Here is a 24,851-nt window from a genome sequence, read left to right on the forward strand (position 1 = left end):
GTACAAAGTCTGGGCTGACAGCAAAGCGGTGGGCTAATTGACGAATTGAGCCTTCACCTTGATTGTAAAGACTGACAATCTTTTGGCGCAAGTCGCAGGAGTAAGGTCGCATCAAAAGAGAGAAAATCGGTTTATTCTGTTCCCTATCAGTGTACTGAGCAAACTTGCACACCGCTATAGCCAAACCATTAGACATCGACGAGTTAATGGCAACGATGGCGGGTCTTACCGCGCAGGCACAGGCTTAACTGCTTTAAACTGTTGCCGTTGTCAAACCTTGCTCGTTACACAACTCTCTCTACTCAGCGTCCAGTACTTTTAGATACTGTGGTGGAACCTCATCGACCAGCCAAACACCGTTGTCTGAGCAATAGAAAGTAAAGCCTGCCTGTTGCATTGCCGTGGTGTCGATCGCCAAAATTACAGGACAACCATGTCGCATACCGACCTTGCGAGCCGTTTCCATCTCTCTAGACAAATGCACGTGGTGTCGTGACATTTTGAGTAAGCCCGATCGCAGAATAGCGGGCACAGAGGCTTCGCCCGTACCGTGATACAACACATCTGGAGGTGTTTGTGGTTCTAGCTGCAAATCCACATCAACGCTATGTCCCTGATTCGCTCGGATGCGAGTTTTTGTGTCATCAAAGGAGAACCGCTGCTTATCGCTAGCGGCAACAACTTCCTCTAACTCCGCACGAGCGAAGAAGAACTGATGCGCTGCACAAGCAGACAGCAACTCATCAACGTTGACCCAGCCACCAGGAGCAAGCGTAAGTCCAAGACGTTCTGGCGTATGCCGCAGATGCTTGCTCAAATATTTACTAATTTTGACCAGGCGTGTTTGTTCCATTTGCTATAACCCCGTCAGGCTATCGTCTCCATCACCTTTCTCCTATTGACCCACTTGTAGGGTATGGCGAGTTCTCAATTTTATAGCCACTGCTTTACCAACGTCTGAGAGACATAACCCTTATTACCAAAGCCCCTGCCAATCAGCTGTTTGCGGTCTTTCATTCACAGAGCACTGCTTCGAGGGGGCGCAGCTGACTCCGTACTGGAGTGGCTTGCTGGATGGGAATCTCAATAATGAACTTCGCCCCTTGTCCCGGTGTGGAGTGGCAAGACAAACGCCCCCCATGCTTCTCTGTAATAATTTGATAGCTAATCGAGAGCCCCAAGCCCGTGCCCTTACCCACTGCCTTCGTCGTGAAAAACGGATTGAACAAACGGGTCCGCACCGTCTCGGCAATGCCAGGACCATTATCCGCGATGATGATTTGGACGGTGCCCTGATCGGTCATGGCGGTCTGCAGCCACAACGTGTTGGGCTTCGCCGCAATCACCTCAAAGGACTGCCCCTGATTCGCTTCCTCAAACGCATCGATCGCATTACTGAGAATGTTCATAAAGACTTGATTGAGCTGTCCGGCATAACACTCCACTAGCGGTAAGGGACCGTAGTCTCTCACCACCTGAATCTCGGGTCGTTCGGCTCGTGCTTTGAAGCGGTGCCGCAGAATCACCAGCGTATTCTCAATGCCCTCGTGAATATCCACTGCCTTAAACTCCGCTTCATCCAGCCGTGAGAAGTTGCGTAACGACAGCACAATTTCGCGAATCCGCTCTGTCCCCACCTTCATCGATTGCAACATTTTGACCAGATCCGTGAGCAAAAACGCTAAATCAGCGTCCTCCACGGCCGCCTGCAAGTCCTGCGGTGGCTGCGGGTAAACGCTCTGATAGCGTTGCAGCAGACCAACTAGCTCCTGTGTGTACTCCTCAACATGGTTCAAATTGCCATGAATGAAGTTAACTGGGTTGTTAATTTCATGGGCGACGCCAGCCACCATTTGACCGAGTGCCGACATCTTCTCGCTTTGCACCATTTGGGTCTGCGTCTGGTGCAACTCTTTGAGTGTGGTTTGGAGTTGCCGATTGTTTTGGCTGAGTTCGTGAGTGCGTTGGTCCACCCGGTGCTCTAACGCGGTGTTGCTTTCCTCGAGAGCGTTGAACGAGTCGCGCAGTTGTCCAGCCATTTCGTTGAACGACAGAGACAGACTGCTGAGTTCTTGAATACCTTGAGCTTCGACCCGTTGGTCGAGGTCGCCAGCAGCGATCGCCCGTGTCGCGGCACTAAGGCGGAGGATCGGTCGCGTAATCCAGCGTGAGGTGTAGAAGCCGAGCAGGGTGGCACCTGCCAGGGCTGCCAAACAAAGAAGTAGGGTGGTGCGCGTGTTGGCATTGATTTGAGACATGAAAGCGCTTTCGGGGACGCTGACGACTACCAACCAATCTAAGCCGTACTGGTCGCGCCAGGGAGCCACCCGCACGTGATGGCGTTCGCCCTGCAAGTCAATTTGCAGTTTTTCGTTTGCCAGGGTGCCGAACCCGTGGAAGCGTTGCTGCAGTTGTTGGGCTACGGCTTGTATGGTGGGGTCAGGGCTGTCGGTTGCGTTTAACCGCTGAACCTCATTTTTAACCACTTTGAAAGGTTGGGCTTTGCCAGAGTTGGCAATCAACAGACCACTGCGCTCCAGGATGAAGACCTGTCCAGCTTTGGTAGCATCTAAATTTTGTAAGAACTCACTGATCTTCAACAGATGAATATCAGCACTGACCATTCCCAGTAGTTGGCGCTTGACATCGTAGATTGGTTGTCCCGCAGATGCCGTAATAAAGGAACCGAAGGGGGAATTCCAGGTATAGATACGTGACCAAGTGGGTTTACCCGCTTTCACAGGTTCTGTGTACCAACTCTCTTTGAAGTTGTTGTAATCAAACTTGTTGTTGAGGCGAGTGCGATTGCCCTGCGTATCAGTGGCATAGTTGGAGACATTATTCGGCAGCTTGGCTCCCCAGTCCTCAATGGTGACCGTTTTACCGTCATAACGGGCGGCTCCAACCCCTTCACCTGTTGTGAGCCCAATCCCGAGATAAGTGAGGTCATACGTTTGCATTTGACGCCAGAAGTATTTGCCGACAGTTTGACGATCGCGCACATTGAGTAAACCCACCTGCACGGCATCGGCGTTCATCTGGCTCAACCTGTGGGGAATCGACAAATAAGACGTTAAATGTTGATCCACCGAACGGCTCGTGCGTGCCATTAATTGGTCTGATAATTCGTTGACCGCTTGCTGCCCATTGCGGAGCGAGAGGTAGCCCACTAACCCAACCGCACCAAAGATTTGCAGCACGAACGGTACGATGAGCACAAATTGCAGGGAGAGCCCTTGCAACTTGTCAAAGGGGAGCGCTTTCATAAAGTTTTTTATATGTAAAGATTGGCTAACCTTAAGGTTCCCCCTTCGCTTCTGGTTGCCTCAGTTGTCTTGCTGACCCTTAACAGCCGTTTTGCTGAATCACCCCCTCTTAAACTGCTGCTAGAAACTGAACTGAGCCCGCAGATTGCCAACCTAAAGCTTGGGCTTGCTGTCAAAATTGTTGGCGTTGAAGATGGCATAGAAAGCAGGCACGAGCGCCAGACGATCATTTAACGGGTAGTAATACGAGACTTCCAGTGCGTCAAGCGTGCCACCGTTACCGCCACCAGAAACAAAGTACTGACGACCGTTGACTATAGCCATCGGTGCCACAAACGTAATTGCTCCCAGTGCCCCTTTCTTGCCCAAATCAGGGAAGGCGACACCAACTTGAAACGACTGGACATTCACAGACTGGTCGATCGGCTTCAAGTTAGTATTGCCATAGCTGTAACGCCCAAAAACGTCAAAGCCAGGGGTCATTAACTAATCCAGATTCAAGGCAAAGGTATGGGCAATAGCGTAAGCAAACTCATAGCGAGTGAGCGCACGATTACCCGAAAAGGTTTTGTCAGGATACCCCACAATGCAACCGTACCGCTCTACCAAGGATTGCAATGCTTGAAAGGCCCAATCAGAAAGCTCTATATCGGTAAGTTGAGAATATAGAGGTGACTTGACTCAATCCCATCGATCGCTGCTTCAGATGAATCAAGCGAGAGATCAACAGCGATCGCCTGAGGCTGCGTCAACAAAGCTGGAACCCCATTACGATGCAGTATTTCCATCTCTGCCTGCACAGGCATTCCCACTGTAGTTACGGTGAACTGTCCACCTAAGAATATGGCAGTACCGATAACAGCGATCGTTCGGGAAAAAGCGTTCATACACTAGCTCATAAATGCAGCTAAAATCTTAACCCGGACGTGAATGTGTACAGTATCAAATTAAATGACAACGAGACCAATGCGTGTGACTGAATAAAACCATCTCTGACGCAGGCTTGCAGAAAGTTTGCTCCGTAACCGCCTCAAGCCATCAGGATTGCTGAGGTGGAAAAGCCAGCTTGGTTTGGCTGCTTTGACAACACTAAGGTGTCTCCACAACGATAAAAAGTCACCGTACACAAATCCAGTCGGTCAACCCAGAAACAACGGAACAAGATTGATCATCATTGAAGTTACAAATACCTTCGTTGACGCATTGAGTACGCATGCCTGCCTTTAAACCGCTCCATATCCTTGTCCTTTCAGCAATCGCCTCGATTGGGACACTAACTCCTTCCAGTGCCCTTGCTTTTTCCGATACCCAATCGCACTGGGCAACCACCTGCATTGACCAACTGGCGACGCAAAAACGCGTAAGCGGTTATCCTGATGGCACTTTTCGACCCCAAGCGACCGTCACCCGCACCGAATTTGCCGTTCTCATGCTTAACTCGTTTGGGAATGTGGAACCCACCCGCCGTGCTCCAGTATTTCGAGATGTGCCCTCTAATTTCTGGGGCTATCAAGCTATCCGGAACGCTTATGCGCGCGAATTTTTCTCAGGCTATCCCGATGGCACGTTTCGACCCGCAGAAGCCATTCCCCGAGTGCAAGCGATCGCCATTCTTGCCAATGCAACCCGCATGAGCAGTGGGGAAACGCCGGAAACCGTGCTTCAGCAGTACTTTGACGACGCTCAACAGGTGCCAGCCTATGCCAGAAAGGCAATTGCGGCGGGAACTGTGGGACGGTTGGTGGTGAACCATCCAAATGTGCGGCAACTGCGACCCAATCAAGCCATGACTCGTGGCGAGGTGGCAGCTCTGATGTGTCAGTCGATCGGGCTGCCTCGAACCGTGCCGCTAGGGTACATTGCAGGCGATCGCACAGTGTTTACCCTTCCCCCCGAACTGGGAGGATATGACCGCTTTTCAGAAGGGTTGGTAGCCTTTGCCTCCAATAGCAAAGCTGGATACATGAACTCACAAGGAGCGATTGTAATTGCTCCTCAGTTTGACGAAGCATGGCGGTTCTCCGAAGGTTTAGCGGCTGTGCGAAAAGGAACCCAATGGGGCTTTATTGATCGCACCGGAGCCTTTGTCATTCCACTGCAATTCACTACCCGCCCTGACGACTTTTCCGATGGTTTAGCAGCCATTCGTACTGAAAATGGACTCACTGGATTCATTGACAAAACCGGAGCAGTTGTCATTCAGCCTCAACCTAATTACGTGACCTCTTTTTCAGAAGGGCTAGCTGCAATTTCAGTGAATGGTCAATCTGGCTTCATCGACAAAACGGGGAAAATTGTCATTCAGCCCCAGTTTGAGCAAGTCAGAGCGTTTTCAGACGGGTTAGCCGCTGTGAAAGTGCGTCCTTCCCCCACGGCTAGTGCTTTATGGGGCTATATCGATCGCACCGGAGCTTTTGTCCTGGCACCAAAGTTTTACGATGCTGAACCGTTTTCTGAGGGACTGGCAGCTGTTCGGGGTCTTGATAATGAAGGGCGATGGGGCTACATCAACCGCACAGGTGGAGTTGCCATTCAACCGCAGTTCTTTGCCCAGCCAGAGTATCAAGGTCAAGTAGCGACGCCCTTCTCCGGAGGCATTGCGATGGTCCGCCGAGGTGAGCAGGCTGGCTTTATCGATCGCACAGGGAAGTCTGCGATCGCCACTCAGTTTGTAGAGGCAGACCGCGTCTCAAATGGTATGGTCCGAGTGAATGTGGGTGGCACCTGGACACGCGTGCAAACGGGCTGCACTAACAGCGACGGCTGCTCTTATTCCAGCCAACTTCAGGGCGGCAAGTGGGGTTACATTCAAGTGGCATTGCCAGAGTCACGTTAGGCATCTGTACTAACTGTTGAGGCGCAATATGCAATTGCCGAATTTTTTGTAACGCCGTTTTACCGACCCAACGTTGTGAGACCCAAGCACATAGACTCTGTGCTTTGATAGCGGTTTTGACTCGACCGCTGTTAGCTCAGACTGATCAGACTCATCATCACCTCTCGCCTTTGTATAGCAGCAGACAAGTCGGGCGAGCGATCGTCCGGCTTCGTTTGACCATACCCCAGAAACGGTTAAACTATGCCGCCTCAGCATCAGCGTGATTGAGTTGGACGTTTTGCTGGATGGGAATTTCAAGCCAAAAGGTCGTTCCCTTATCAGGTGTCGATTCGCACCAGATGAGCCCACGATGCTTTTCACAAATGATCTGGTAGCTGATTGACATTCCCATACCTGTGCCTTTGCCAACAGGCTTTGTAGTAAAAAAGGGATCAAAGATACGTTGCTGCACCGCTTGGGGCATACCTAAGCCATTATCGGCAATGCGAACTCGAACGTGGTCTGTGCCATAGCGCTGCGTGGTGATGTGAATTTGGCTGCGAGACTGTTCCAAAGCCGCCTCATCGTAGTGCTTTTCCCGATCTTTCAAGGCATCTAGGGCATTGCTAAAAATATTCATAAACACCTGATTAAGTTGCCCAGCGTAGCATTCGATTAAGGGTAAATCGCCATAGTCTTTGATCACTTGCACACCTGCGCGATGGCGGCTTTCTTTAAGACGATGTTGCAAGATTAATAAAGTACTGTCGATACCTTCATGAATGTCAACGGGTTTAATTTCTGCCTGGTCAAGGCGCGAAAAATTACGCAGTGACAGCACAATCTGACGAATGCGATCGGCACCCATCCGCATAGAGGTAAGAATTTTAGGCAAATCTTCAGTCAGAAATTCAACGTCGATCGCGTCGGCACACAAGCTCACTTCCATATGAGGCTGAGGATGATGTTTTTGGTAAAGCCGTAGGAGTTTGAACAGGTCTTGCACATATTCATTAGCATGGGTAACGTTACCGTAGATGAAGTTGACCGGATTGTTAATCTCGTGGGCGACTCCAGCCACTAACCCACCCAGAGCCGACATCTTTTCACTTTGAATTAGTTGAAGTTGTGATCGTTGGAGTTGCTCTAGCGTGGCTGACAAGGTAGCAGTGCGTTCTGTTACATAATGTTCCAGACGCTCATTGGCTTTTTTAAGCTGCTTTTGTTCGAGCGTTTGCACTCGCCAGAGTACAGCTAGCATGGTGGTTGCCAAGCCAGCGACTACAAAGGCAATAATGTCGAGCGATCGCAGTTGCGCTTCAATATTTTCGCGGGGAATGACCAATGCAATGGACCAATCGGCTTCTTTAAGGGGCAAATACGCGATGTATTTTTGGGTGCCGTCGAGTGGCAATAACTCAATACCCTGTTGGCGCTTTGCCAGTCGTTGCGCGATCGATGCTAGGTGCTGATCGGCAGTCTGAACCAGTTTAAAAGATGGGTTTGCAGGTGTTGGAATGAAGGCTGGATTTGGATGAGCAATCACATTTCCCTGCGAATCGAGCGCAAAGGCGTAGCTGTGATCGCCATATTTGACGGTATCGACCACTTGTGAGATCCGATCGAGCCGCACCAGGCTATGCATTTCGCCAAGAGGCTTACTGGTGGTATCAAAGGTCTGTCGAACCGGGGTTGCAACAGCAATGGTTGGAATATTAGCTGCCCGACTAATCAGCGGGTCGCTCACGTTTGTTTGCCCTGCTATTGCCTTTTGAAAAAAAGCGCGATCGCTGATCTGGGCAGGGGTGCCGCCAGTCACCTCACGCTGACCATCAGGTTTGGCAAGCGCCAGTGCGTAAATGTCACTAAAGCGCAGAACCTCTGCTTTCAGGTATGGCTCAACAGTGGACCAACGCATCGATTTTACTGGCGTTGTCTGAGCCAGCGTTTCGATATGCACTTTTAAATTTGCCAGCCAGCGATCGATATCATCCCCACCTTGCTGCACTTCCAAAAAAGCATTTTTCTTCAGGCTTTCCAGCATGACGTTACGAACAGCCTGGTAACTGAAGTAGGCTCCCAGGCTTACAGCTAAGGTTGTACCGCCAATCAGGAGCCGTGCCAAAAGAGTGTGTTGTAATTTAGAGACGTTTTTAACCAGTTGCATAGCGTTACTATGAAAAGCGAGCTTGTGACGCCAGCTTTCTCCAATGAAGGGGATGAGGTTGGTTTAAGGGGATGAGACCAGTGAAGAAGGGTCTGCTACTGTATGGAACGATCGCCTGGTAAAAGCGGTTGCGTCGGTAAATTTTCAAAGGTAATTTTGAGCCACTTTGCTTGCAGCGGTTCAAGTTCACCGGTTTCCCGCAAGCTATGAAGAAAGTGATTCAGCAGGTCGAGCAACCCTTGATTGCCCTTTTTCACTGCCCAGGCAGCATAGGCTTTACGGCTCACACGCTCACCCAGATCAAAGATGGCAGGTTTTTCGTTCACCAACACCGAGAGCGAGACGATGTTGTGCAACACTGCGTCCACCCGCTGATTGAGTAAGTCTTGATAGGCTTCTGCAAAACCTCGGTACTGTCGCACCTGTCCTAATGTGCCCTTGTGTTGCTTTAGTGTGGCAGCAAGATCAGGGATAGCCGCCAACGAAACGCCGCCCTGTTGCACCCCTAATGTTTTGCCCGTAAGGTCGCGTAGCGACTGAATTGAGGCGTCATCTTTGCGTTTGATGTAAGCGATCGAAGATTCAGCGATCGGCATAGTAAAGTCTAGCCATTTTGACCGCTCATCCGTAATGCCAGCGGCTGTAAGCGCAACATCATATTTACCCTCTGCTACGCCTGGAAGAATGCCCTGCCAGGGTAGGATTTCTTGCCGAATTTCAAACGGTACGACCTTTTTGAGGCGATCGAGTAAGGCGTGGTCAAAACCAATTGGCTTACCGTTTACCAAAAACTCAAACGGCGGATAGTCGTCTTCGGTCGCAACAAGCAAATAGCCGCGTTTTTTGATTTGGTTCAGCAGCGTTGCATCGACGTTGAAAACCGACCGGTTCTGGGGTGCTTTGACGCAGCCATGCATCATGGAGGCAAGCAATGTACCTGCACTCGCCTGAAGAAAAAAACGTCTACGAATGGTCATAGCATTAAGGCACTGGGAACACTTTCTTTCTAGAGAGTGCCCTAACCAAGTGTGTTGTCACCAATAGTGCAGTAGACCGCCTGCACCAAGAGGAAGAAGGTGTGACACTTGCAAGCTCAATGAGCAAAAGGCAGTAGCTTTTCGGATCGAAGTGAAAGCGAGACACAATGAGACGATTTATCAAGTTAGAGCACCGATCGGATCGTGAATTCAGACGCTTGTGTAGCGCGAGCCGTAGTACTTTGAGATGAGTTGAGGATGGCACAACCACTGTTGCACGAATGATCAGAACAGTCGAAGACCTGTGATCAAGTGATCAAGTTGCGCTGACTGCGATCGCTCAGTACACGGGAGCAGTGAGTAGCTAAAGAGAAACCGTTTTTGAGGATGTACTAGTGACTCTGGACTAATGTCTACCTGGCAATTAACCAACAAAATTATCTCTAGATCGTTTAGATATAAAGTTAGCGATCGATCCTTTAATGTTGCTGAATGCTAATAGTTAAAGTTAGGCAGTGTCTCTGCTTCCACTTCAGCAGCTTTAAGCCAGTCCTGCATAGCTGGCAGTGCAAGAATTGCTTGAACATACTGGCTGCAAACAGCATCTAAACAAACGTCATAGGTGACGAACCGTAAGGCAACGGGGGCAAACATTGCGTCGGCGATCGTGAATTGACCGAAAAGCATTGATCCATGCTCGCCGCATAATTGCCTACACTCGCGCCAAATAGCTGTAATGCGATCGATGTCGGTCTGCACAGCAGCGGTCATGCCTTTGCCGGGAAGTCTGGCACGGCAGTTCATCGGCATATGGTGCCGTAAAGCCTGAAAACTGGAGTGCATTTCAGCGCTAATGGAGTAAGCGATCACGCGCATTGCTTTGGCTTCTGGCAACCAGGGCAAGTTTGGAAATTGCTCAACCAAATAGGCAAAGATTGCCAGAGAATCCCAAACTGCGATCGTGCCATCCAAAAGCACAGGCACCTTTCCGGCAGGTGAATAGCGTTGGATTTGTTGACGGGATTCTGGAGTGTAAAGCGCAATTTGAACCTCGTTGAATGCAACCTCAAATTGTCGCATTGCTAACCAGGGACGAAGTGACCAAGACGAGTAGTTTTTGTTGCCAATGATAAGTGTAAGGGTCATTTTTGGTAACGAAGCTCCTCAATCCAGGCTTTCATCTCAGCTTCAGAGCCAGAGGTGTTTGATCGTCCTGTTGCAGGGTCATAAGCGGACCAGTAGCGATTACCAAAGCGATCGAGGCGTTGCCAAACGCGCAGTTCAGCCGTGCGAGACAGCATCTGAGCGATAGACGACCAGAGCCGCTGACAGAAAGATAAATTTGACCAGAAACGGTGATAGGGCGCAACGATCGTGCCCTTGACTGCACCTAATATCTCTGCTTGCAAACATGGCTCAATGTTGTTCATAGAAGGATTTCTTAAAATGAATCTATGTCCTGTAGGCTAGCAGTGCTCAGATTGACAATCAAATGATGGTGTGTATAGCTTCTATAGATAGGATTTATAGAAATGATGAAGCTTTCTCAACTCCGAGCCATTGTGGCTGTTGCAGATTATGGCAACTTCAGTGAAGCAGCTTTGGAGTTGAATCTATCCCAGCCAGCGATTAGCCATGCGATCGCCACCCTCGAAGCTGAATTGGGAGTAACCCTCTTTGCCAGAGGTCGTCGGGGTGCTGTCTTGACTGCTGCTGGAGAACGCATTGTTGCCCATGCTCGTCAGTCGTTGCAGCATCTAGAGCTGATGCAGAAAGAAGCCAACCTACAAAAGGGTCTGGATGGCGGACAAGTGCGGATTGCTTCGTTTCGTAGTGTGGCAACCCATCTACTGCCAGTAGTGATTGCCCGGTTTCGCGATCGCTTTCCTAACATTGGTATCACCATCATCGAACGTCCTGACTACCTGGATATTGAGCAGACGCTGCGGGACGGTCGTGCCGATATTGGCATTACCTATTTGCCAACGAGTCCAGAGTTTGAGGTTTGGGAACTCGTGCGTGATGACTATGTTGTGCTACTGCCTCCTAGTGCTTGTGTTGGAGGCACGCACCTGACTTGGGATGAGTTAGCTGCTTACGCGCTGATTCTTTTGCCATGCCTACCCTGTGGGCGCTTGCTGCACCAACATTTGACCACGATCGCTCCACCCATGAACACCGCCAGCGACATTCAAGAAGACTCGACTATTGTCAGTATGGTAATGCAAGGTTTGGGGGCAGCAATCTTACCTCGGCTGGCAGCAGAGCCGATTCCCTCTTCGCTGCATGTCTATCCACTACCAGCGCCTTTGAAACGGGTAATTGGTGTCGCTACGGTTGCTGAAGCGCTCCACACTCCAGCCGTTTTCGCCTTTCTGGACACCTTAAAAACCTTTGACTTTCAACGTCTAGCGACCATTACTTAACAAGGGTAAAGCGACTGTTAGAACGATTAGAGAATCGATCGCACGACACCGCCATCAACCCGCAGAGCAGCACCGTTTGTTGCAGATGACACTGGACTGGAGACATACGTTACTAGAGCAGCAACTTCTTCGACAGTGGCAAAACGCTGTATGAGTGAGGAGGGGCGAACGGACTCAAAAAATTCCTTTTCAATTTGATCCACTGTGACACCGCGATCGTTTGCCATTTTGGTAACAAAATCGCCCACGCCTTCAGAGCGAGTCGGTCCTGGTAGGACAGAGTTGACTGTGACACCAGTGCCGACAGTCATTTCAGCTAAACCACGAGCAATCGCTAATTGCGCCGTTTTGGTCATCCCGTAATGAATCATTTCGACTGGAATTTGCACTGCCGATTCGCTAGAGATGAAGATAATGCGTCCCCAGTCGCGTTCCAACATTTGAGGCAAGTACTGGCGGCTTAAGCGCACCCCACTCAAAACATTTGCTTCAAAAAAGCGTAGCCAATCTTCATCCGTAATGTCTCCAAACGCTTTTGGCTCAAAGATTCCCAGGTTATTCACGAGGATATCGATCGTGGGCACCTGCTGGAAAAGTTGCTCCGCGCCCTCACGAGTGGACAGGTCAGCCGCAGCACTAGATAGGCTGGCATCTGGCATGGACGCTTTAATGGTGTCGATCGCCTGCTTAACGCGCTCCTCTGAACGCCCATTGATGATCACTGACGCGCCTTCCTGAGCAAGCGCCTGAGCGATCGCCAGCCCAATGCCACCAGTAGAACCGCTGACTAATGCCGTCTTGCCTGCTAATTTCAAGTCCATAATCGCATCTCCAAAAAGGCAGGATAGGGGTAATCGTGGTGGAAATTTTGCAAAGCTAAGTAGATGGATTAAAGCGCTCACTCGTTTTGCGTTTTTGGCTGCGCTTTATTCATGCAGATGGACACCTGAGTCTGGCTAAGTGGATGAACCATCGACCCATCCACCCATATAAGCTTCAACTCAACAGTGATTGCTGCTCCCTTGCCCTAGCGTGTTTGGAGTTCAAGTGCTGGGTAATCAATATAGCCCTGTTCACCACCACCATAAAACGTTGATGGATTAGGTTCATTCAGTGATGCATTAATTCGGAAGCGCTCTGGCAAATCGGGATTCGCGATAAAGAGCTTACCAAAGGACACCAGATCGGCATCGCCGCTAGCGATCGCAGCGTTAGCTTTGTCGCGATCGTAGTCCCAGTTAGTCATCAGCGTGCCTTTAAAGATGGGACGGAAATACGACGTTGGAATCAGGGTGCCACCATAACGGGCATCCGCTTCGCTGGGTTCTAGCAGGTGCAGATACGCCAGCCCAAACTGATTAAGCGCCTCGATCGCATAGCTAAATGTTGCCTTTGGATCAGAGTCCGACATACTGTTGAAGGTGCTGCTAGGTGAAAGACGGACGCCGACACGATCGGCGCCCCAAACATCAACAACGGCTGCGGTAACTTCTAGCAATAAGCGGGCACGGTTTTCAATACTGCCCCCGTAGGCATCGGTGCGCTTGTTGGTGCCATCGCGCAAAAATTGATCGAGCAGATAGCCATTGGCTCCGTGAATTTCAACACCATCAAAACCAGCAGCTAGGGCATTTGCAGCACCCTGACGATATTGCTCAACAATGCCGGGTAGCTCATCTATTTCCAGGGCACGCGGAGTGACATAAGGTTTAGGACCCTCGTAAGTAGAGGCTGTACCTTCAGCAGGGGCGATCGCGCTAGGCGCAACAGGCAGTGCCCCGTCGGGTTGCAACGAAGGATGCGAAATCCGTCCCACGTGCCAAAGCTGCAAGAAGATTCGTCCGCCGTGGTTATGGACTGCCTCTGTCACCAGCTTCCAGCCTTCAACCTGTTCTGGTGAATGGATGCCCGGAGTTGCTGGATAACCTTGCCCTGAAGGAGTTACCTGCGTTGCTTCTGCAATGATCAATCCTGCTGAGGCTCGCTGAACATAGTAGGTAGCGTTGAGCGCAGTTGGCACATTGCCGTCGCCAGCACGATTGCGGGTCAGCGGTGCCATGACAATGCGGTTTGGCAGCGTATAGGGACCCAGTTGGAACGGTGAAAACAGATTCGCGTTAGCGCTCATAGTGCATTTCCAGAGTGGATGAATCAGTTATAAACAACAGCGGTTTTGCGGCTGTGGGAGTCGTTAGAGGCGTATTGCGTTTGACGTAGCGTGACCAAATAACACCAAGACCTTTCTAAGGTATACAGAATCACTTTATTTAATTGTTCAGGATTCTCGAACTATTAAACTATAACTGCGAATGAGCTGATCGTGCAAGTACACAAGTTGTCTAGCAGTGATGATCGTTCGCCCAACGGTGAAAGTCTCAACGTCAAAAAAGGGTTGCTCATAGCTAGTGCCATCTGCTAGCTTGGTTCACCGCCATTCTGACGCTGCGCCATCGTTTGGCAGACACGCTGCCATAAGACCGCATCCTGCTGATAGAGACTGAGAGCCGCGATCGCATCGGTTGCATCTTGAGGCCGTCCTTGAGCAACGATCGCTAAGAGAAAGTCGAGTGGTTCGTCATGCCGCAGCATCGCCATTGCCAGCAAAGCGGTTTGGCGTCGTTCGGCATCACGCGATCGTTCCCACCAGCGCCGCAGCGGGTCAAAAGCTTCTGGTAAACGTGATTCGCCCAGTGCCAGAGCCGTCATTGCTACGATTTCAGTAGCGCGCTGCGGAACAAGTGGATCGACTGGCGGATCAAGAAACCGTATAGCCAGCGGTAACGCTGCGACTGGAGTTAATTTGAGCAGCGCCAGCAGACACTCTGAAAAGACCTGTGGCTCATCACCGACCAGAATCCGTAACCGCAGCAGTGGCGCAGCTTCGGGATTGTTAGTATAGGCGATCGCTCGTGCTGCCCCAATGCGCGCTTCGGCTTTAGCATCCGCTAACAAATCGGCAAGTTCGCTCAACACCTGCGGGTAATTCATCCGCACCAAACCTAAGGCGCAGACGCTTCGTAATGCTGGAGCCGTATCCTCCTTGCCGCCCCATACCGGCTCCATCTGTAGATGACGAATACCTTGCAGAAACAGTGCTTCCTCGCGGTAGTCCAGATGATACAGCGCTTCGGCGATCGCTGTTTTAGCAAGGCATCCGGGATCGGTCGTTTCAGGCTTGACCATGCAACGACCGAAGGTGCTAGCGAGATCGGGCACCAAACTATAGATCTCAGCCTTGCGAATGAGACGACTCGCCTGAGCAATAGCAACGCCATATTTGCCTGCTAACGTCTGTCGCAGCGTAGCGATCGCTGCCTCAGTGGTTAGGTCGGCGAGTTGGCTTAGTGCCGCTAGTGCCTCTTCTAGCTTGCGTGCTCTTGCCATTCGTGATGATAACGCTGGAGTAGCCTGTAAGTAGCTCCTCCAGCCATCTTACAGAAGGACTGCTATCACTTAATCACGAGTCAGCATTAAGTGATGCGTTTCTTAAGCATCCTGAAGGACAAACGACTTAGCCTTTTTCGGCTTCAGGTAAACCCGTTGTTTGGGTTTCAAGTTTAATTCATCAAACTTTTCGCGTGTAAGAAACACGTTAACCGCCTGTCCATCTTCCAGCGTTAATTCTGCCTGAATTTCCCAGCCCAAATGCACCAGACGCTCAAGGGTTGCTGGGGCGCTTGCTGCTTCAGGCACGGTTTCGATCAGAATATCGTGAGGGCGCAAAAAGGTTTCAGAGCGCGTTGGGTCAATACCATTGCTCTGAAAGATTTGGGAGTGGCTGGGCAATACATTAACAGGACCAATAAAGCCCATCACGAAAGGCGTTGCCGGATGATCGTAGATTTCAGCCGGACTGCCAACCTGCTCAACCTTGCCGTGATTCATCACCACCAATTCGTCAGAAACCTCCATTGCCTCTTCCTGATCATGTGTCACAAACACAGTGGTGACATTCACTTTGTCGTGAAGATGCCGCAGCCAAACACGAAGATCTTTGCGTACCTTGGCATCCAGTGCGCCGAAGGGTTCATCGAGCAGCAGGACATTTGGTTCGATCGCCAATGACCGAGCAAGCGCCACACGCTGCCGTTGCCCACCCGAAAGTTGAGAGGGATAACGATCGCCCAAGCCTCGCAACTGCACCAGATCCAGCAGTTCATTCACGCGATCGTCAATCCGACTCTTTTTCCACTTAGCAATTTCGAGACCAAAACCAATATTTTTGCGAATGGTTAAGTGCTTAAACAAGGCATAATGCTGAAAGACGAACCCAACATGGCGGTCTTGCACACTGGCGCTTGTTGCATCTTTGCCAGTCAGCAAGATTTTGCCGCTGTCAGGCTTTTCTAGCCCAGCGATTAACCGCAGTAGCGTTGATTTGCCTGAGCCTGATGGTCCCAGCAAAGCAACTAGCGAGCCCGTCTTGATTTCAACGCTGACTTCGTCAACAGCCTTGAATGTGCCGAACTGCTTTGATACATTTTCAACGGTAATCCCCACGGTCTAAGCTCCTAGCTGCTAGAAAATGAAACTGACCAAAACCCTGTTTTTTGATTGAGATACCGTAGTTTTAGCACATCCTAGGTATAAGTTAAGCAGAATAAATTATTTTTTGATAAAAGTTTGTCGCTGATACCCGCAGCACCAGAGCGAGCAAAAAGTGGTTCGGCGATCAAAAACCGTCAGCCATGTAAATAATTTGTTACATTTGTTTATAAGGCGTTACTGTCTAACCTTGCTAGGGCAGCACAAAAGGCTACTTGTTTAGGTCGATCGTTCTGACCAAAAATACTGCTATACAACTTTTGGAGCTGTCGTTTGTAGCAATTTCTTATAACCAGGTATTGGTTTATGGTAAACCGCAAGCAGCGAGAGGTAGCGCTTTTTCCAGCTTGCGGCTCTAGTTACCTCGCAACGAGCACACTCCTTCCACAGTTAGAAGACGCTGGAGTGCAGGTACTTTAGGCTTTTACACACAGACAGTACCGCATCACTTTTTAGGACTTTCAGATAAACCATGCCGATTAAAGAACAACCGACTCCGCCACGCTCCAGACTGATCAGCAACATCTTCCTGGTGCTCATTGGGTTATCGTTGATTGCAAACTTTGTACTGCCTGTCATCTTAGGACCGCAGATTCCTGGAGTACCGTATAGCCTCTTCATCCATCAAGTTCAGGAAGGTGAAGTTCAACGAGCGCAAGTTGGTCAAAACCAGATTCAATTTCAATTAAAAGCGAGTGATGAGCAGCCTGGGCAAGTGTTTACAACGACACCTATCTTTGATCTAGGCTTACCCACATTGCTAGAGGAAAAAGGCGTTGAGTTTGCGGCTGCGCCACCACCTAAAAATGGTTGGATTGGTAGCCTTTTAAGCTGGGTGATTCCACCCCTGATTTTTGTAGGCATCTGGCAGTTTTTCATCCGACGTAGCGGTGGCGGTGGACCCCAAGGCGTGCTGTCGATCGGCAAAAGCAAAGCCAAAGTGTATGTGGAAGGTGAATCGGAAAAAGTCACCTTCGCTGATGTGGCAGGGGTTGAAGAAGCAAAGACTGAGTTGGTTGAAATTGTCGATTTCTTGAAGTCTCCAGGGCGCTATACCCAAATTGGGGCACGGATTCCGAAAGGGGTACTGTTGGTTGGTCCACCAGGGACAGGCAAAACGCTGCTAGCAAAAGCGGTGGCAGGCGAGGCAGGCGTACCGTTCTTTAGCATTTCTGGCTCTGAGTTTGTGGAACTGTTTGTAGGCGTAGGGTCTTCGCGTGTGCGGGATCTGTTTGAGCAGGCGAAGAAACAGGCTCCCTGCATTGTGTTCATTGATGAATTGGATGCGATCGGTAAGTCTCGTAATAGCGGTGGCTTTTACGGCGGTAACGATGAACGGGAGCAAACGTTGAACCAGTTGCTTGCCGAAATGGATGGCTTTGCCGTTGGTGAGGCGACAGTGATTGTACTGGCAGCGACGAACCGCCCTGAAGTTCTAGACCCTGCATTGCTGCGTCCGGGTCGCTTTGACCGTCAAGTGTTGGTCGATCGTCCAGATCTACCAGGACGTGAGTTGATTCTCAAGATCCATGCTCAAAAGGTCAAGCTGGGTACAGATGTCGATTTGAAAGCGATCGCCACACGCACCCCTGGCTTTGCAGGAGCCGATCTAGCAAATCTGGTCAACGAAGCAGCACTGTTGGCAGCGCGAAACCAGCGCCAAACGGTGGCACAAGAAGATTTCGCAGAAGCGATCGAACGCGTTGTGGCAGGGTTAGAAAAGAAAAGCCGTGTACTCAACGACAAAGAGAAGAAGATCGTCGCTTATCACGAAGTGGGTCACGCGCTCGTTGGCTCTTTGATGACTGGCGGCGGGAAGGTAGAGAAAATCTCGATCGTTCCCCGTGGCATGGCGGCGTTAGGCTACACGCTACAACTCCCAACAGAAGATCGATTTCTTATGGACGAAGCGGAACTACGGGGTCAAATTGCGACCTTGCTAGGTGGACGATCGGCTGAGGAAGTTGTCTTTGGCAGCATTACCACTGGTGCCACGAACGATTTGCAGCGGGCAACCGACCTTGCAGAGCGCATGGTGACCACCTATGGCATGAGCACGGTGCTGGGTCCTCTAGCCTACCAACGACCGCAGCAAGCTGCATTCCTAAACGATGGTGCGCCGAACCCGCGACAAGCCATGAGTGAAGAAACAGCGCAAGCGATCGATCGTGAGGTGAGAGAAATTGTGGAAACGGCTCACCAACAAGCGCTAGATATCCTCAAGTCCAATCGCGATTTGCTGGAGACGATCGCGAATCAGCTTCTGGAAACAGAGGTTATCGAAGGCAAGACGTTGCATAGCCTGCTAGATCAGGTCGCAGCAGCGGCGTAGAGCAGCAAGAGAAGCCTGCGGTGTCGATGACAGCAGGCAACACTGGTAACAAATGCATGGTGATGCAAAAACGTAGGGATGAACAGCTGTTTGTCCCTACGTTTTTGTTTAGGTTGCTGGAACGATCGAATTGCTAAAACCTTAGAAATCTGGGTAAGAAGAAAGCGTAGGATTAAGGCAAACTTGCTTAACTATTTGTAATCTTTCGTACTAAAGCATTACAGTGTTAGACGAATGTACGCTTTAGTGCTGGAGCAACGTTTGACTTTACTCGAAGACGATCTGTACCAGGTTGGGCGATCAACGCAAGCCACCCCGCATAACAACGGTTATGGAGGGCTAGCGATCGCTGGCACCATTATCATGGTCTGGCTCACCAGTTTGATAGTGTTACTCCAGTTAGACGAGCAGCCTTTGCCTTTGCTGCTGCTCGCTGTACTTTGGCAAACGTTTCTTTACGCTGGCTTATTTATCACGGCTCATGATGCGATGCATAACTGTGTTGTGCCACAGCATCCTAAGCTCAACCACAGTATCGGCTTCCTGGCATTGCTTCTCTATGGCTGGTTGCCCTATCGGAGGCTACGCAAGGCGCACTGGCAGCACCATCAGTATCCTGCTAGTAAGAATGACCCTGATTTCCACAATGGCAAAGACACGCATGGACTGCTTTGGTATGCACGGTTTATGCGTCGTTACTGGAGTGGGTGGCAGTTTCTCGCTATTACAGGCACGTATCACTTTCTAAGTCGCGTGCTGCACGTTTCTGAAGTGAATTTAATTTTGTTTTGGGCAGTGCCATCGCTCTTAAGTTCGGCACAGCTTTTCTATTTCGGCACGTTTTTGGTGCACCGCGAACCACTGAGCGGCTACCAAAATCCCTTTCGGGCAAACAGCATCTACCGTCCGTATGTTTGGTCACTGCTTACCTGCTACCACTTTGGCTATCACCGAGAACATCATGAATATCCTCATGTGCCCTGGTGGCAACTGCCAAACATAAGCCAGACGGGCACAAAACGTAACGCTGCTGAATCAAGGTAGGGGTAGCAGCCGCCCTTATCGCTCAATTAACGCTTAAAACCGAGCCTGCGTCCTGTTGAGAAAGGCGCGTTCTGCTAGAGCCTTTACCGCTGCCGCTCACCTTGTTGTTAAACTGCCCCTACGGGTATTTTGCTTGCTAGCAACCATTTAATTGTCCTTGCCAACAATAGCCAGATTCTTCCCTTTTTTTCACAGCATTACAGTAGCCTATGCAAGGACAAACAAAACGATCGTTAACCCGCGACTGGTTGGGCACGACCGCGATCGCGCAGCGGATTTTGTTGGAGTTGTGGCGGCGTAAAGTCAGCCTTATCTGTTGGGCGATTTTTCCAGCTTCGATTCTGATTGTCAATAGCCTGATTTTGAGTGAGCGCTCGGAGCTTTCTACTGCTGCTGCCTTTGCCCAGGCAGTTCCTCCCTGTCTGGTTGGCACGGCGCTGTTCTTTAGCTGTTTGGGTGGCAGTATTGCGACGATCGTGGCGGAGCGCGAACAGCGGACACTGAAACAGCTACTGATTTCGCCGCTGCGAGGTGCGTCTTACTTTATGGGGATTTTCCTAGCGTATGGGGCGATCGGGCTGGGGCAAACGCTGCTGGTATATGCGATTGCTATCCTCACGGGTGCTGAATTTGGTGTTGAATTTACGGGTTCGCTGCCTTTAGGTTTACTAATTATCAGTTTGAGCATGGTGGCATATGTTGGTACTGGCTTTTGCATTGGGGCAAAGCTGGCTCGCCGTACTGAAGATGTGAACGCGCTAATAGCGGCGCTGGGCGTGCCCTTACTCTTACTAAGTGGTGCCTTTATTCCGATCGAGTTTTTTCCCGTAGCCTTACGAGACCTGGCTCAATTCAACCCGATCTACCACATGATTGAGGCGTTGGCGATCGCACAAGACAGCGATCGAGGTGATCTTGCACCGCACCTATGGTTTTTGGTTGGCTTTGCAAGCGTAATGGTGTGCGTGGGCTGGCTAACCTATCGTCAGATGCTTAATAGCGAGAGGAGGCGATAGCGTTTATGCTGCAAATTGCCAATTTGTGCAAAGCTTACGGTCAAAAAGCCGTTTTACATAATTTGAATTTGAATCTTGCCCCTGGTGAGGTGTATGGCTTGCTGGGGCCTAACGGAGCTGGAAAAACCACAACAATCCGCATTCTTTGTCATTTACTACAAGCTGATAGTGGTAGCGTCACGATCTACGATCGTCCCCTTTCGGACGCAACGAAACCCTTTATTGGCTTAGTACCGCAAGAGAACCTGCAATACGCTTGCTTGACCTGTGAAGAGAATTTACATTTTTTTGCACGGCTCTACGGAATCTCACGGCAGCAACGCCGCACACAGATACCTGCTTGCCTAGAATCCGTCGGTTTACTAGAGCGTGCTAAGAGTCTTGCTGAGACCTTAAGTGGTGGGATGAAACGTCGCCTGAGTGTGGCGATCGCGCTGGTGCATAACCCTAAACTCTTGATTTTGGATGAACCAACCACCGGGCTAGATATTGAAGCACGGATCGAACTCTGGCGGCTCATTCGACAGTTGCAGAACCAGGGCATGACCATTTTGCTCACCACACATTTGTTGGATGAAGCGGAGCGCTTGTGCGATCGTCTTGGTATCCTCAAGCAGGGCTATCTTGTAGCAGAGGGTAGCCTTGCATCTCTGCGGCAATGTATTGCTGCCCAAGAAATTGTGGTGGTGCGAACAACTGCTGAAGACAAAGCGATCGCCCGCGCCCAAACCCTCGGCTTTCCCTGTCGGCGCTATGGTGATGACCTTGCCTTTTGGCTCCCAGAAGCACTAGAAATGAAGGATCTTATTGATCGTTTTGATGGCATTCCCTTAGAGTCGATCGCCCGTCAACCTGTACGCCTTGAACACATCTACGACGAAGTGCTAAAGAATGGCATGAATTAAAACGGTACATCGTCGTCTGAATCTAAATCTTCTTCTGGTTCTTCTGTTGCTTTAGCTTTAAGGCTAGCTGCGTCAATTTCGGCTAGCTTGGGGGCTTCTGCTACGGTGTCACTGTCACTCATATCGACCACTCTGCCGCCAAAGAAATCAGCCAGTTGTTTGGCAGCGAGGGTTACTTCGTCTTCTTGCTGCCAGCGCTCAGAGGTAGACAACGGAGGGGAATCACTAACAGATCCTTCGGCAACGCGGTTAGTGGGTTTCGGTGGAGAGTCTATGCCTGCTTGATTGGGCTGAGAAAAACCAGTTGCCTGCCCACTGGTTGCTTGCCCATACATGGATGCGTTAGCAGGTGCAGGACGATCGGTGTCAGAGGACGGTAGGCGATCAACGGTTTCTGGCGGAGGCGTTGTTTGAGCCGCCTGAGGTGGTGCTTCTACAACCTGGAGTGCAACTTTAACTTTTGTCTTAAAGGCTTTGGCAGACGCTTTCTCAAGCTGCGGAATCATGCCCGTGATCATCTTGATCATACTTTGAGCCTTCACGCCGACCAAAATTTCATCATCATTCTGGCTCAGTAAGTGGCAATTTACGCTCAACATAGCGCGGGTGCCCTTCAGGTCAATGTGACTCAGAATTTGCTGCCAGGTTTCGCTAAGGTTGCTGCCCTGATCACTGGCTGGTTGGCTCGTTGCAACTGGTAATGCTGCTGACACCTCGGCAGGACGGCTGACTGGCAGAGGCTTCTCAATTGCGGGTACTTCGGTTTCTGCTACGTTTGGCACGATCGCCTCAGTATGGGAGGACATTGCTGCCGGTATAGGTGGACGTACCGCTGCTCCCCCATTAGCCGCCTGCGATGGACTAGCTGTTTGCCCACTTGCTGCTGACTGCTGACTGCTGACTGCTGACCGCTGACTGCTGACCGCTGACTGCTGACCGCTAACGGCTGACCGCTGACTACTGACCGCTGATGGCAGCAAACCCATCAACGTGACTTCTAGCCAGAGCCTTGGTTGAGTCGTACTTTTAATCTGATCCTCGCTGCTGCGAAGCTGTTGCTGACCCGCCAGGATCGTCTGCACATCCAGGGCTTGGGCAAAGCTACAAAGAGCTGCCCAGGTCGGTGGTGTCAGTGCTACCAGATCGTTGCGAGTTGGAGCCGTTTTGGCAATCAGCAGATCCCGATAAAAGCTGGCGAGGTTTTGCAGCACAATCAACGGTTCGCGCCCCCGATCCATCAACCGCCGAACGCTATCAAGCAGAGTTTCGGGGTTATCTTGCGCGATCGCCTCCAGCAAGTCCATCAAATCGCGCTCTGGCACTGACCCAACCAGATCCCAAACTTTATCAACAGATACCTCACCTTCTAGCAAACTAAGTTGATCCAGTAGGCTTTCGGCATCGCGCAGCCCACCCTGAGAGATCTGGGCAACCAGGGTAATCGCCTCTTGGGTAATTGAAATCGCTTCTTTAGCTGCGATCGTTGTGAGATGCTGCACGATCGCCATCAGTGGAATGCGCCGAAAGTCAAACCGCTGACAGCGCGAAATAATGGTTGGCAATACCCGTTGCGGATCAGTCGTTGCCAACACAAACACGACTCGGTTGGGCGGTTCTTCAAGAGTCTTCAGCAACGCATTAAACGCCGCAGTGCTGAGCATATGGCATTCATCAACGACGTACACTTTGTAGCGGCATTGCACAGGCGCAAACTGCGATCGCTCAATCAGCTCTCGCATATTGTCTACGCCTGTATTGCTAGCTGCGTCGATTTCAATCACGTCTAGCGCCGAACCTTTGGCGATCGACTGGCATACCTCGCACACACCGCAGGGCTGCTCCGTTGGCACCTCGTACGCCAGACAATTGAGTGATTTTGCCAGAATGCGCGCACTGGACGTTTTGCCCGTGCCTCTTGCGCCAGTAAAAAGGTAAGCCGGTGCAATCCGTTGCTGGTGTAGAGCATTTGTGAGCGTAGTGGCGATCGCCTCCTGCCCTACCAGATCACTAAAGGTTTGCGGACGATATTTGTGATGTAGCGGTTGATAGGTCATCGGTCTACAGCAACGTTCTATTCTCTAGCGTAAGCGATAGCTACTGCGAACATATGAACTACTTTTGCTGCTTAGAGTTAGACTACCCGACCAAAGTTAAGCTTGTACGGTAGCGATCGGGCTGATCTAGGCAGGAAGGTGACAAACGTAAGCTGAAAGCTGAAAAGCCCTTTGCCATGAGCGTCTGTATGTTAACCTGAAGAGTCATTTGATAATCGCATACTCATGGCTGACTGCCCAAAAATCCAATCAATTTATACTGACGGCGCATGTTCTGGCAATCCTGGTCCGGGTGGTTGGGGCACAGTCGTTTATTTTGCCGATGGCTCGGTACATGAAATGGGTGGAGCTGAGGCACACACAACCAATAATCGGATGGAGATGCAGGCGGCGATCGCAGCCCTCCAGTTTCTCAAGACCGTTGGCTATACAGAGCCGATCGAGCTATATACCGATAGCGAATACGTTAAAAACGGCATTACACAGTGGATTCATGGCTGGAAGAAAAAAGGCTGGAAAACCTCGACTGGCAAACTGGTACTAAACCCTGAACTGTGGCAGCAGTTAGATGTGCTTAATACGAAGCAGATTCAGTGGCGCTATGTACGCGGACATACTGGCAATGTCGGTAACGAACGCTGTGACACGATCGCCCGAGCCTTTTCGCTTGGTAAAGTGCCTGACCTCAAGCAGCTACCGGAGTGGCAACGGACGCTCTAGCCACCAACAGCAAAAGAGCGACCCTTTGTTGGACAACTTTACGAAAAGCCAATTTTTGTAAAGGCTCATGTTTTAACCCAACAGTTTCGTACCAAACCTTTTGATTCATCGCAGTATCTTAAGATTGGAGTCTGGTTTTTAAACCCCTTGCTCATTGCAGGGTTAAGCTCTAGTCACCATAAAAATTTCTTTAATCATCAAGCCAGTAGCTATAGGTAGTAAATCCCACGATGGATGCTCATTCGCACGCTCAGACTGATGCGATCGATAACCTGCCGCGCGAAATTAGAGTTGCCCAACTGCGTGACCTGGTAGACACGCTACACTTCGCCGACGAATTTTCGAGCAAGGGCTACTTAATCACTAGCTCGGAACTAGCCGACCTGATGGATGTCAACGCCAGCGCCGTTACTAGTCGGGGTGACAACTGGGTTTGGCGAAACTGGGTAGTATCGCGCGTCAGGCGCGAAGGCAACCAGATTCTTTGGCAGCTCGAACGGGTTGATTAGACAGTCATGAGTACCGTTTGTAGGGGACAGGTTTTGCCAGAGTCGTGGCTCATAGCTGCTCACATTGGCATC

19 protein-coding genes and 3 pseudogenes are annotated in these 24,851 nt (G+C 50.5%); 9 read left to right on the forward strand and 13 right to left on the reverse strand.

The annotated features are described in order from the left end of the window. Positions 1 to 298 precede the first annotated feature (298 nt). The 4 genes and pseudogenes from H6F76_RS26955 to H6F76_RS26970 all read right to left on the reverse strand — a co-directional run. Positions 299 to 853 (reverse strand): RNA 2'-phosphotransferase, encoded by a 555-nt coding sequence (locus H6F76_RS26955; RefSeq protein WP_190512979.1) that lies wholly within the window; start codon positions 851 to 853, stop codon positions 299 to 301. 160 nt (positions 854 to 1,013) lie between these two features. Next, positions 1,014 to 3,266 (reverse strand): ATP-binding protein, encoded by a 2,253-nt coding sequence (locus H6F76_RS26960; protein ID WP_190512981.1) that lies wholly within the window; start codon positions 3,264 to 3,266, stop codon positions 1,014 to 1,016. 153 nt (positions 3,267 to 3,419) lie between these two features. Beyond that, positions 3,420 to 3,749, reverse strand: coding sequence for a carbohydrate porin (locus H6F76_RS26965; RefSeq protein WP_190512983.1), 330 nt, complete (start codon positions 3,747 to 3,749; stop codon positions 3,420 to 3,422). Between the two features lie 42 nt (positions 3,750 to 3,791). Then, positions 3,792 to 3,945: pseudogene (locus H6F76_RS26970) on the reverse strand (S-layer homology domain-containing protein); the annotation flags it as partial. Here H6F76_RS26970 and H6F76_RS30105 point away from each other — a divergent pair. After that, on the forward strand, positions 3,943 to 4,083 hold the full coding sequence (locus tag H6F76_RS30105) for a hypothetical protein (protein ID WP_190512985.1): 141 nt from the start codon (positions 3,943 to 3,945) through the stop codon (positions 4,081 to 4,083). The pseudogene H6F76_RS26970 and the gene H6F76_RS30105 sit on opposite strands and share 3 nt — an antisense overlap. Before the next feature lie 396 nt (positions 4,084 to 4,479). Next, positions 4,480 to 6,102, forward strand: a complete 1,623-nt coding sequence (locus H6F76_RS26980) for a WG repeat-containing protein (RefSeq protein WP_190512987.1) — start codon at positions 4,480 to 4,482, stop codon at positions 6,100 to 6,102. A 241-nt stretch (positions 6,103 to 6,343) separates the two neighbouring features. On the opposite strand, the gene H6F76_RS26985 is transcribed toward H6F76_RS26980, so the two are convergent. From H6F76_RS26985 to H6F76_RS27000, 4 genes are all read right to left on the reverse strand, one after another. Continuing rightward, entirely contained in the window at positions 6,344 to 8,251 is a 1,908-nt protein-coding gene (locus tag H6F76_RS26985) for an ATP-binding protein (protein ID WP_190512988.1), read from the reverse strand. A 95-nt stretch (positions 8,252 to 8,346) separates the two neighbouring features. Beyond that, a complete protein-coding gene (locus H6F76_RS26990) occupies positions 8,347 to 9,228 on the reverse strand; it encodes a transporter substrate-binding domain-containing protein (protein WP_190512990.1) in 882 nt (293 codons plus the stop codon). Between the two features lie 495 nt (positions 9,229 to 9,723). Next, positions 9,724 to 10,374, reverse strand: a complete 651-nt coding sequence (locus H6F76_RS26995) for a glutathione S-transferase family protein (protein ID WP_190512992.1) — start codon at positions 10,372 to 10,374, stop codon at positions 9,724 to 9,726. Continuing rightward, positions 10,371 to 10,658 carry a hypothetical protein gene (locus H6F76_RS27000; protein ID WP_199322531.1) on the reverse strand — a complete coding sequence of 96 codons (288 nt, stop codon included), beginning with the start codon at positions 10,656 to 10,658 and terminating at the stop codon, positions 10,371 to 10,373. The genes H6F76_RS26995 and H6F76_RS27000 overlap by 4 nt, the downstream gene beginning before the upstream one ends. A 105-nt stretch (positions 10,659 to 10,763) precedes the next feature. On the opposite strand from H6F76_RS27000, the gene H6F76_RS27005 reads away from it, so the two are divergent. Continuing rightward, positions 10,764 to 11,654, forward strand: coding sequence for a LysR family transcriptional regulator (locus tag H6F76_RS27005; protein WP_190513254.1), 891 nt, complete (start codon positions 10,764 to 10,766; stop codon positions 11,652 to 11,654). 26 nt (positions 11,655 to 11,680) lie between these two features. Here the strand turns inward: H6F76_RS27005 and H6F76_RS27010 are convergent, their stop codons facing one another. The 4 genes from H6F76_RS27010 to H6F76_RS27025 form a co-directional block, all read right to left on the reverse strand. Beyond that, the gene (locus H6F76_RS27010) at positions 11,681 to 12,475 is read right to left on the reverse strand and encodes an SDR family oxidoreductase (RefSeq protein ID WP_190512994.1); all 795 of its coding nucleotides are present in this window, start codon (positions 12,473 to 12,475) and stop codon (positions 11,681 to 11,683) included. A 206-nt stretch (positions 12,476 to 12,681) separates the two neighbouring features. Continuing rightward, a complete protein-coding gene (locus H6F76_RS27015) occupies positions 12,682 to 13,782 on the reverse strand; it encodes an alkene reductase (protein WP_190512996.1) in 1,101 nt (366 codons plus the stop codon). Between the two features lie 287 nt (positions 13,783 to 14,069). Then, positions 14,070 to 15,038, reverse strand: a complete 969-nt coding sequence (locus H6F76_RS27020; protein ID WP_190512998.1) for a HEAT repeat domain-containing protein — start codon at positions 15,036 to 15,038, stop codon at positions 14,070 to 14,072. 102 nt (positions 15,039 to 15,140) lie between these two features. Further along, a complete protein-coding gene (locus H6F76_RS27025; RefSeq protein ID WP_190451804.1) occupies positions 15,141 to 16,154 on the reverse strand; it encodes a TOBE-like domain-containing protein in 1,014 nt (337 codons plus the stop codon). A gap of 517 nt (positions 16,155 to 16,671) precedes the next feature. Between H6F76_RS27025 and ftsH4 the strand changes: the two genes are divergently transcribed. The 4 genes from ftsH4 to H6F76_RS27045 all read left to right on the forward strand — a co-directional run bounded on the left by ftsH4 (position 16,672) and on the right by H6F76_RS27045 (position 21,496). Then, a complete protein-coding gene (gene ftsH4 / locus H6F76_RS27030; protein WP_190513002.1) occupies positions 16,672 to 18,531 on the forward strand; it encodes an ATP-dependent zinc metalloprotease FtsH4 in 1,860 nt (619 codons plus the stop codon). Between the two features lie 261 nt (positions 18,532 to 18,792). Beyond that, entirely contained in the window at positions 18,793 to 19,575 is a 783-nt protein-coding gene (locus tag H6F76_RS27035) for a fatty acid desaturase (RefSeq protein ID WP_242036870.1), read from the forward strand. A gap of 209 nt (positions 19,576 to 19,784) precedes the next feature. Beyond that, positions 19,785 to 20,591, forward strand: a complete 807-nt coding sequence (locus H6F76_RS27040; RefSeq protein WP_190513004.1) for an ABC transporter permease — start codon at positions 19,785 to 19,787, stop codon at positions 20,589 to 20,591. A 5-nt stretch (positions 20,592 to 20,596) separates the two neighbouring features. Then, the gene (locus H6F76_RS27045; RefSeq protein WP_190513006.1) at positions 20,597 to 21,496 is read left to right on the forward strand and encodes an ABC transporter ATP-binding protein; all 900 of its coding nucleotides are present in this window, start codon (positions 20,597 to 20,599) and stop codon (positions 21,494 to 21,496) included. Here H6F76_RS27045 and H6F76_RS27050 read toward each other — a convergent pair. Then, positions 21,493 to 23,550, reverse strand: a complete 2,058-nt coding sequence (locus tag H6F76_RS27050; protein ID WP_190513008.1) for a DNA polymerase III subunit gamma/tau — start codon at positions 23,548 to 23,550, stop codon at positions 21,493 to 21,495. The two genes, H6F76_RS27045 and H6F76_RS27050, sit on opposite strands and share 4 nt — an antisense overlap. Positions 23,551 to 23,775: 225 nt before the next feature. Between H6F76_RS27050 and rnhA the strand changes: the two are divergent. After that, positions 23,776 to 24,243, forward strand: a pseudogene (rnhA, locus tag H6F76_RS27055) (ribonuclease HI); the annotation flags it as partial. A 287-nt stretch (positions 24,244 to 24,530) separates the two neighbouring features. Continuing rightward, positions 24,531 to 24,779: pseudogene (locus tag H6F76_RS27060) on the forward strand (ribonuclease HI); the annotation flags it as partial. Between the last annotated feature and the right edge of the window lie 72 nt (positions 24,780 to 24,851).

It is taken from the genome of Leptolyngbya sp. FACHB-321, from assembly GCF_014695975.1.
Classification (GTDB): Bacteria; Cyanobacteriota; Cyanobacteriia; order Leptolyngbyales; family Leptolyngbyaceae; genus Stenomitos.

Coding starts and splice junctions, on each gene's coding strand:
- H6F76_RS26955 (WP_190512979.1), bottom strand. CDS start 853: ATGGAACAAACACGCCTGGTCAAAATTAGTAAATATTTGAGCAAGCAT.
- H6F76_RS26960 (WP_190512981.1), bottom strand. CDS start 3,266: ATGAAAGCGCTCCCCTTTGACAAGTTGCAAGGGCTCTCCCTGCAATTT.
- H6F76_RS26965 (WP_190512983.1), bottom strand. CDS start 3,749: ATGACCCCTGGCTTTGACGTTTTTGGGCGTTACAGCTATGGCAATACT.
- H6F76_RS26980 (WP_190512987.1), top strand. CDS start 4,480: ATGCCTGCCTTTAAACCGCTCCATATCCTTGTCCTTTCAGCAATCGCC.
- H6F76_RS26985 (WP_190512988.1), bottom strand. CDS start 8,251: ATGCAACTGGTTAAAAACGTCTCTAAATTACAACACACTCTTTTGGCA.
- H6F76_RS26990 (WP_190512990.1), bottom strand. CDS start 9,228: ATGACCATTCGTAGACGTTTTTTTCTTCAGGCGAGTGCAGGTACATTG.
- H6F76_RS26995 (WP_190512992.1), bottom strand. CDS start 10,374: ATGACCCTTACACTTATCATTGGCAACAAAAACTACTCGTCTTGGTCA.
- H6F76_RS27000 (WP_199322531.1), bottom strand. CDS start 10,658: ATGAACAACATTGAGCCATGTTTGCAAGCAGAGATATTAGGTGCAGTC.
- H6F76_RS27005 (WP_190513254.1), top strand. CDS start 10,764: ATGAAGCTTTCTCAACTCCGAGCCATTGTGGCTGTTGCAGATTATGGC.
- H6F76_RS27010 (WP_190512994.1), bottom strand. CDS start 12,475: ATGGACTTGAAATTAGCAGGCAAGACGGCATTAGTCAGCGGTTCTACT.
- H6F76_RS27015 (WP_190512996.1), bottom strand. CDS start 13,782: ATGAGCGCTAACGCGAATCTGTTTTCACCGTTCCAACTGGGTCCCTAT.
- H6F76_RS27020 (WP_190512998.1), bottom strand. CDS start 15,038: ATGGCAAGAGCACGCAAGCTAGAAGAGGCACTAGCGGCACTAAGCCAA.
- ftsH4 (WP_190513002.1), top strand. CDS start 16,672: ATGCCGATTAAAGAACAACCGACTCCGCCACGCTCCAGACTGATCAGC.
- H6F76_RS27040 (WP_190513004.1), top strand. CDS start 19,785: ATGCAAGGACAAACAAAACGATCGTTAACCCGCGACTGGTTGGGCACG.
- H6F76_RS27045 (WP_190513006.1), top strand. CDS start 20,597: ATGCTGCAAATTGCCAATTTGTGCAAAGCTTACGGTCAAAAAGCCGTT.
- H6F76_RS27050 (WP_190513008.1), bottom strand. CDS start 23,550: ATGACCTATCAACCGCTACATCACAAATATCGTCCGCAAACCTTTAGT.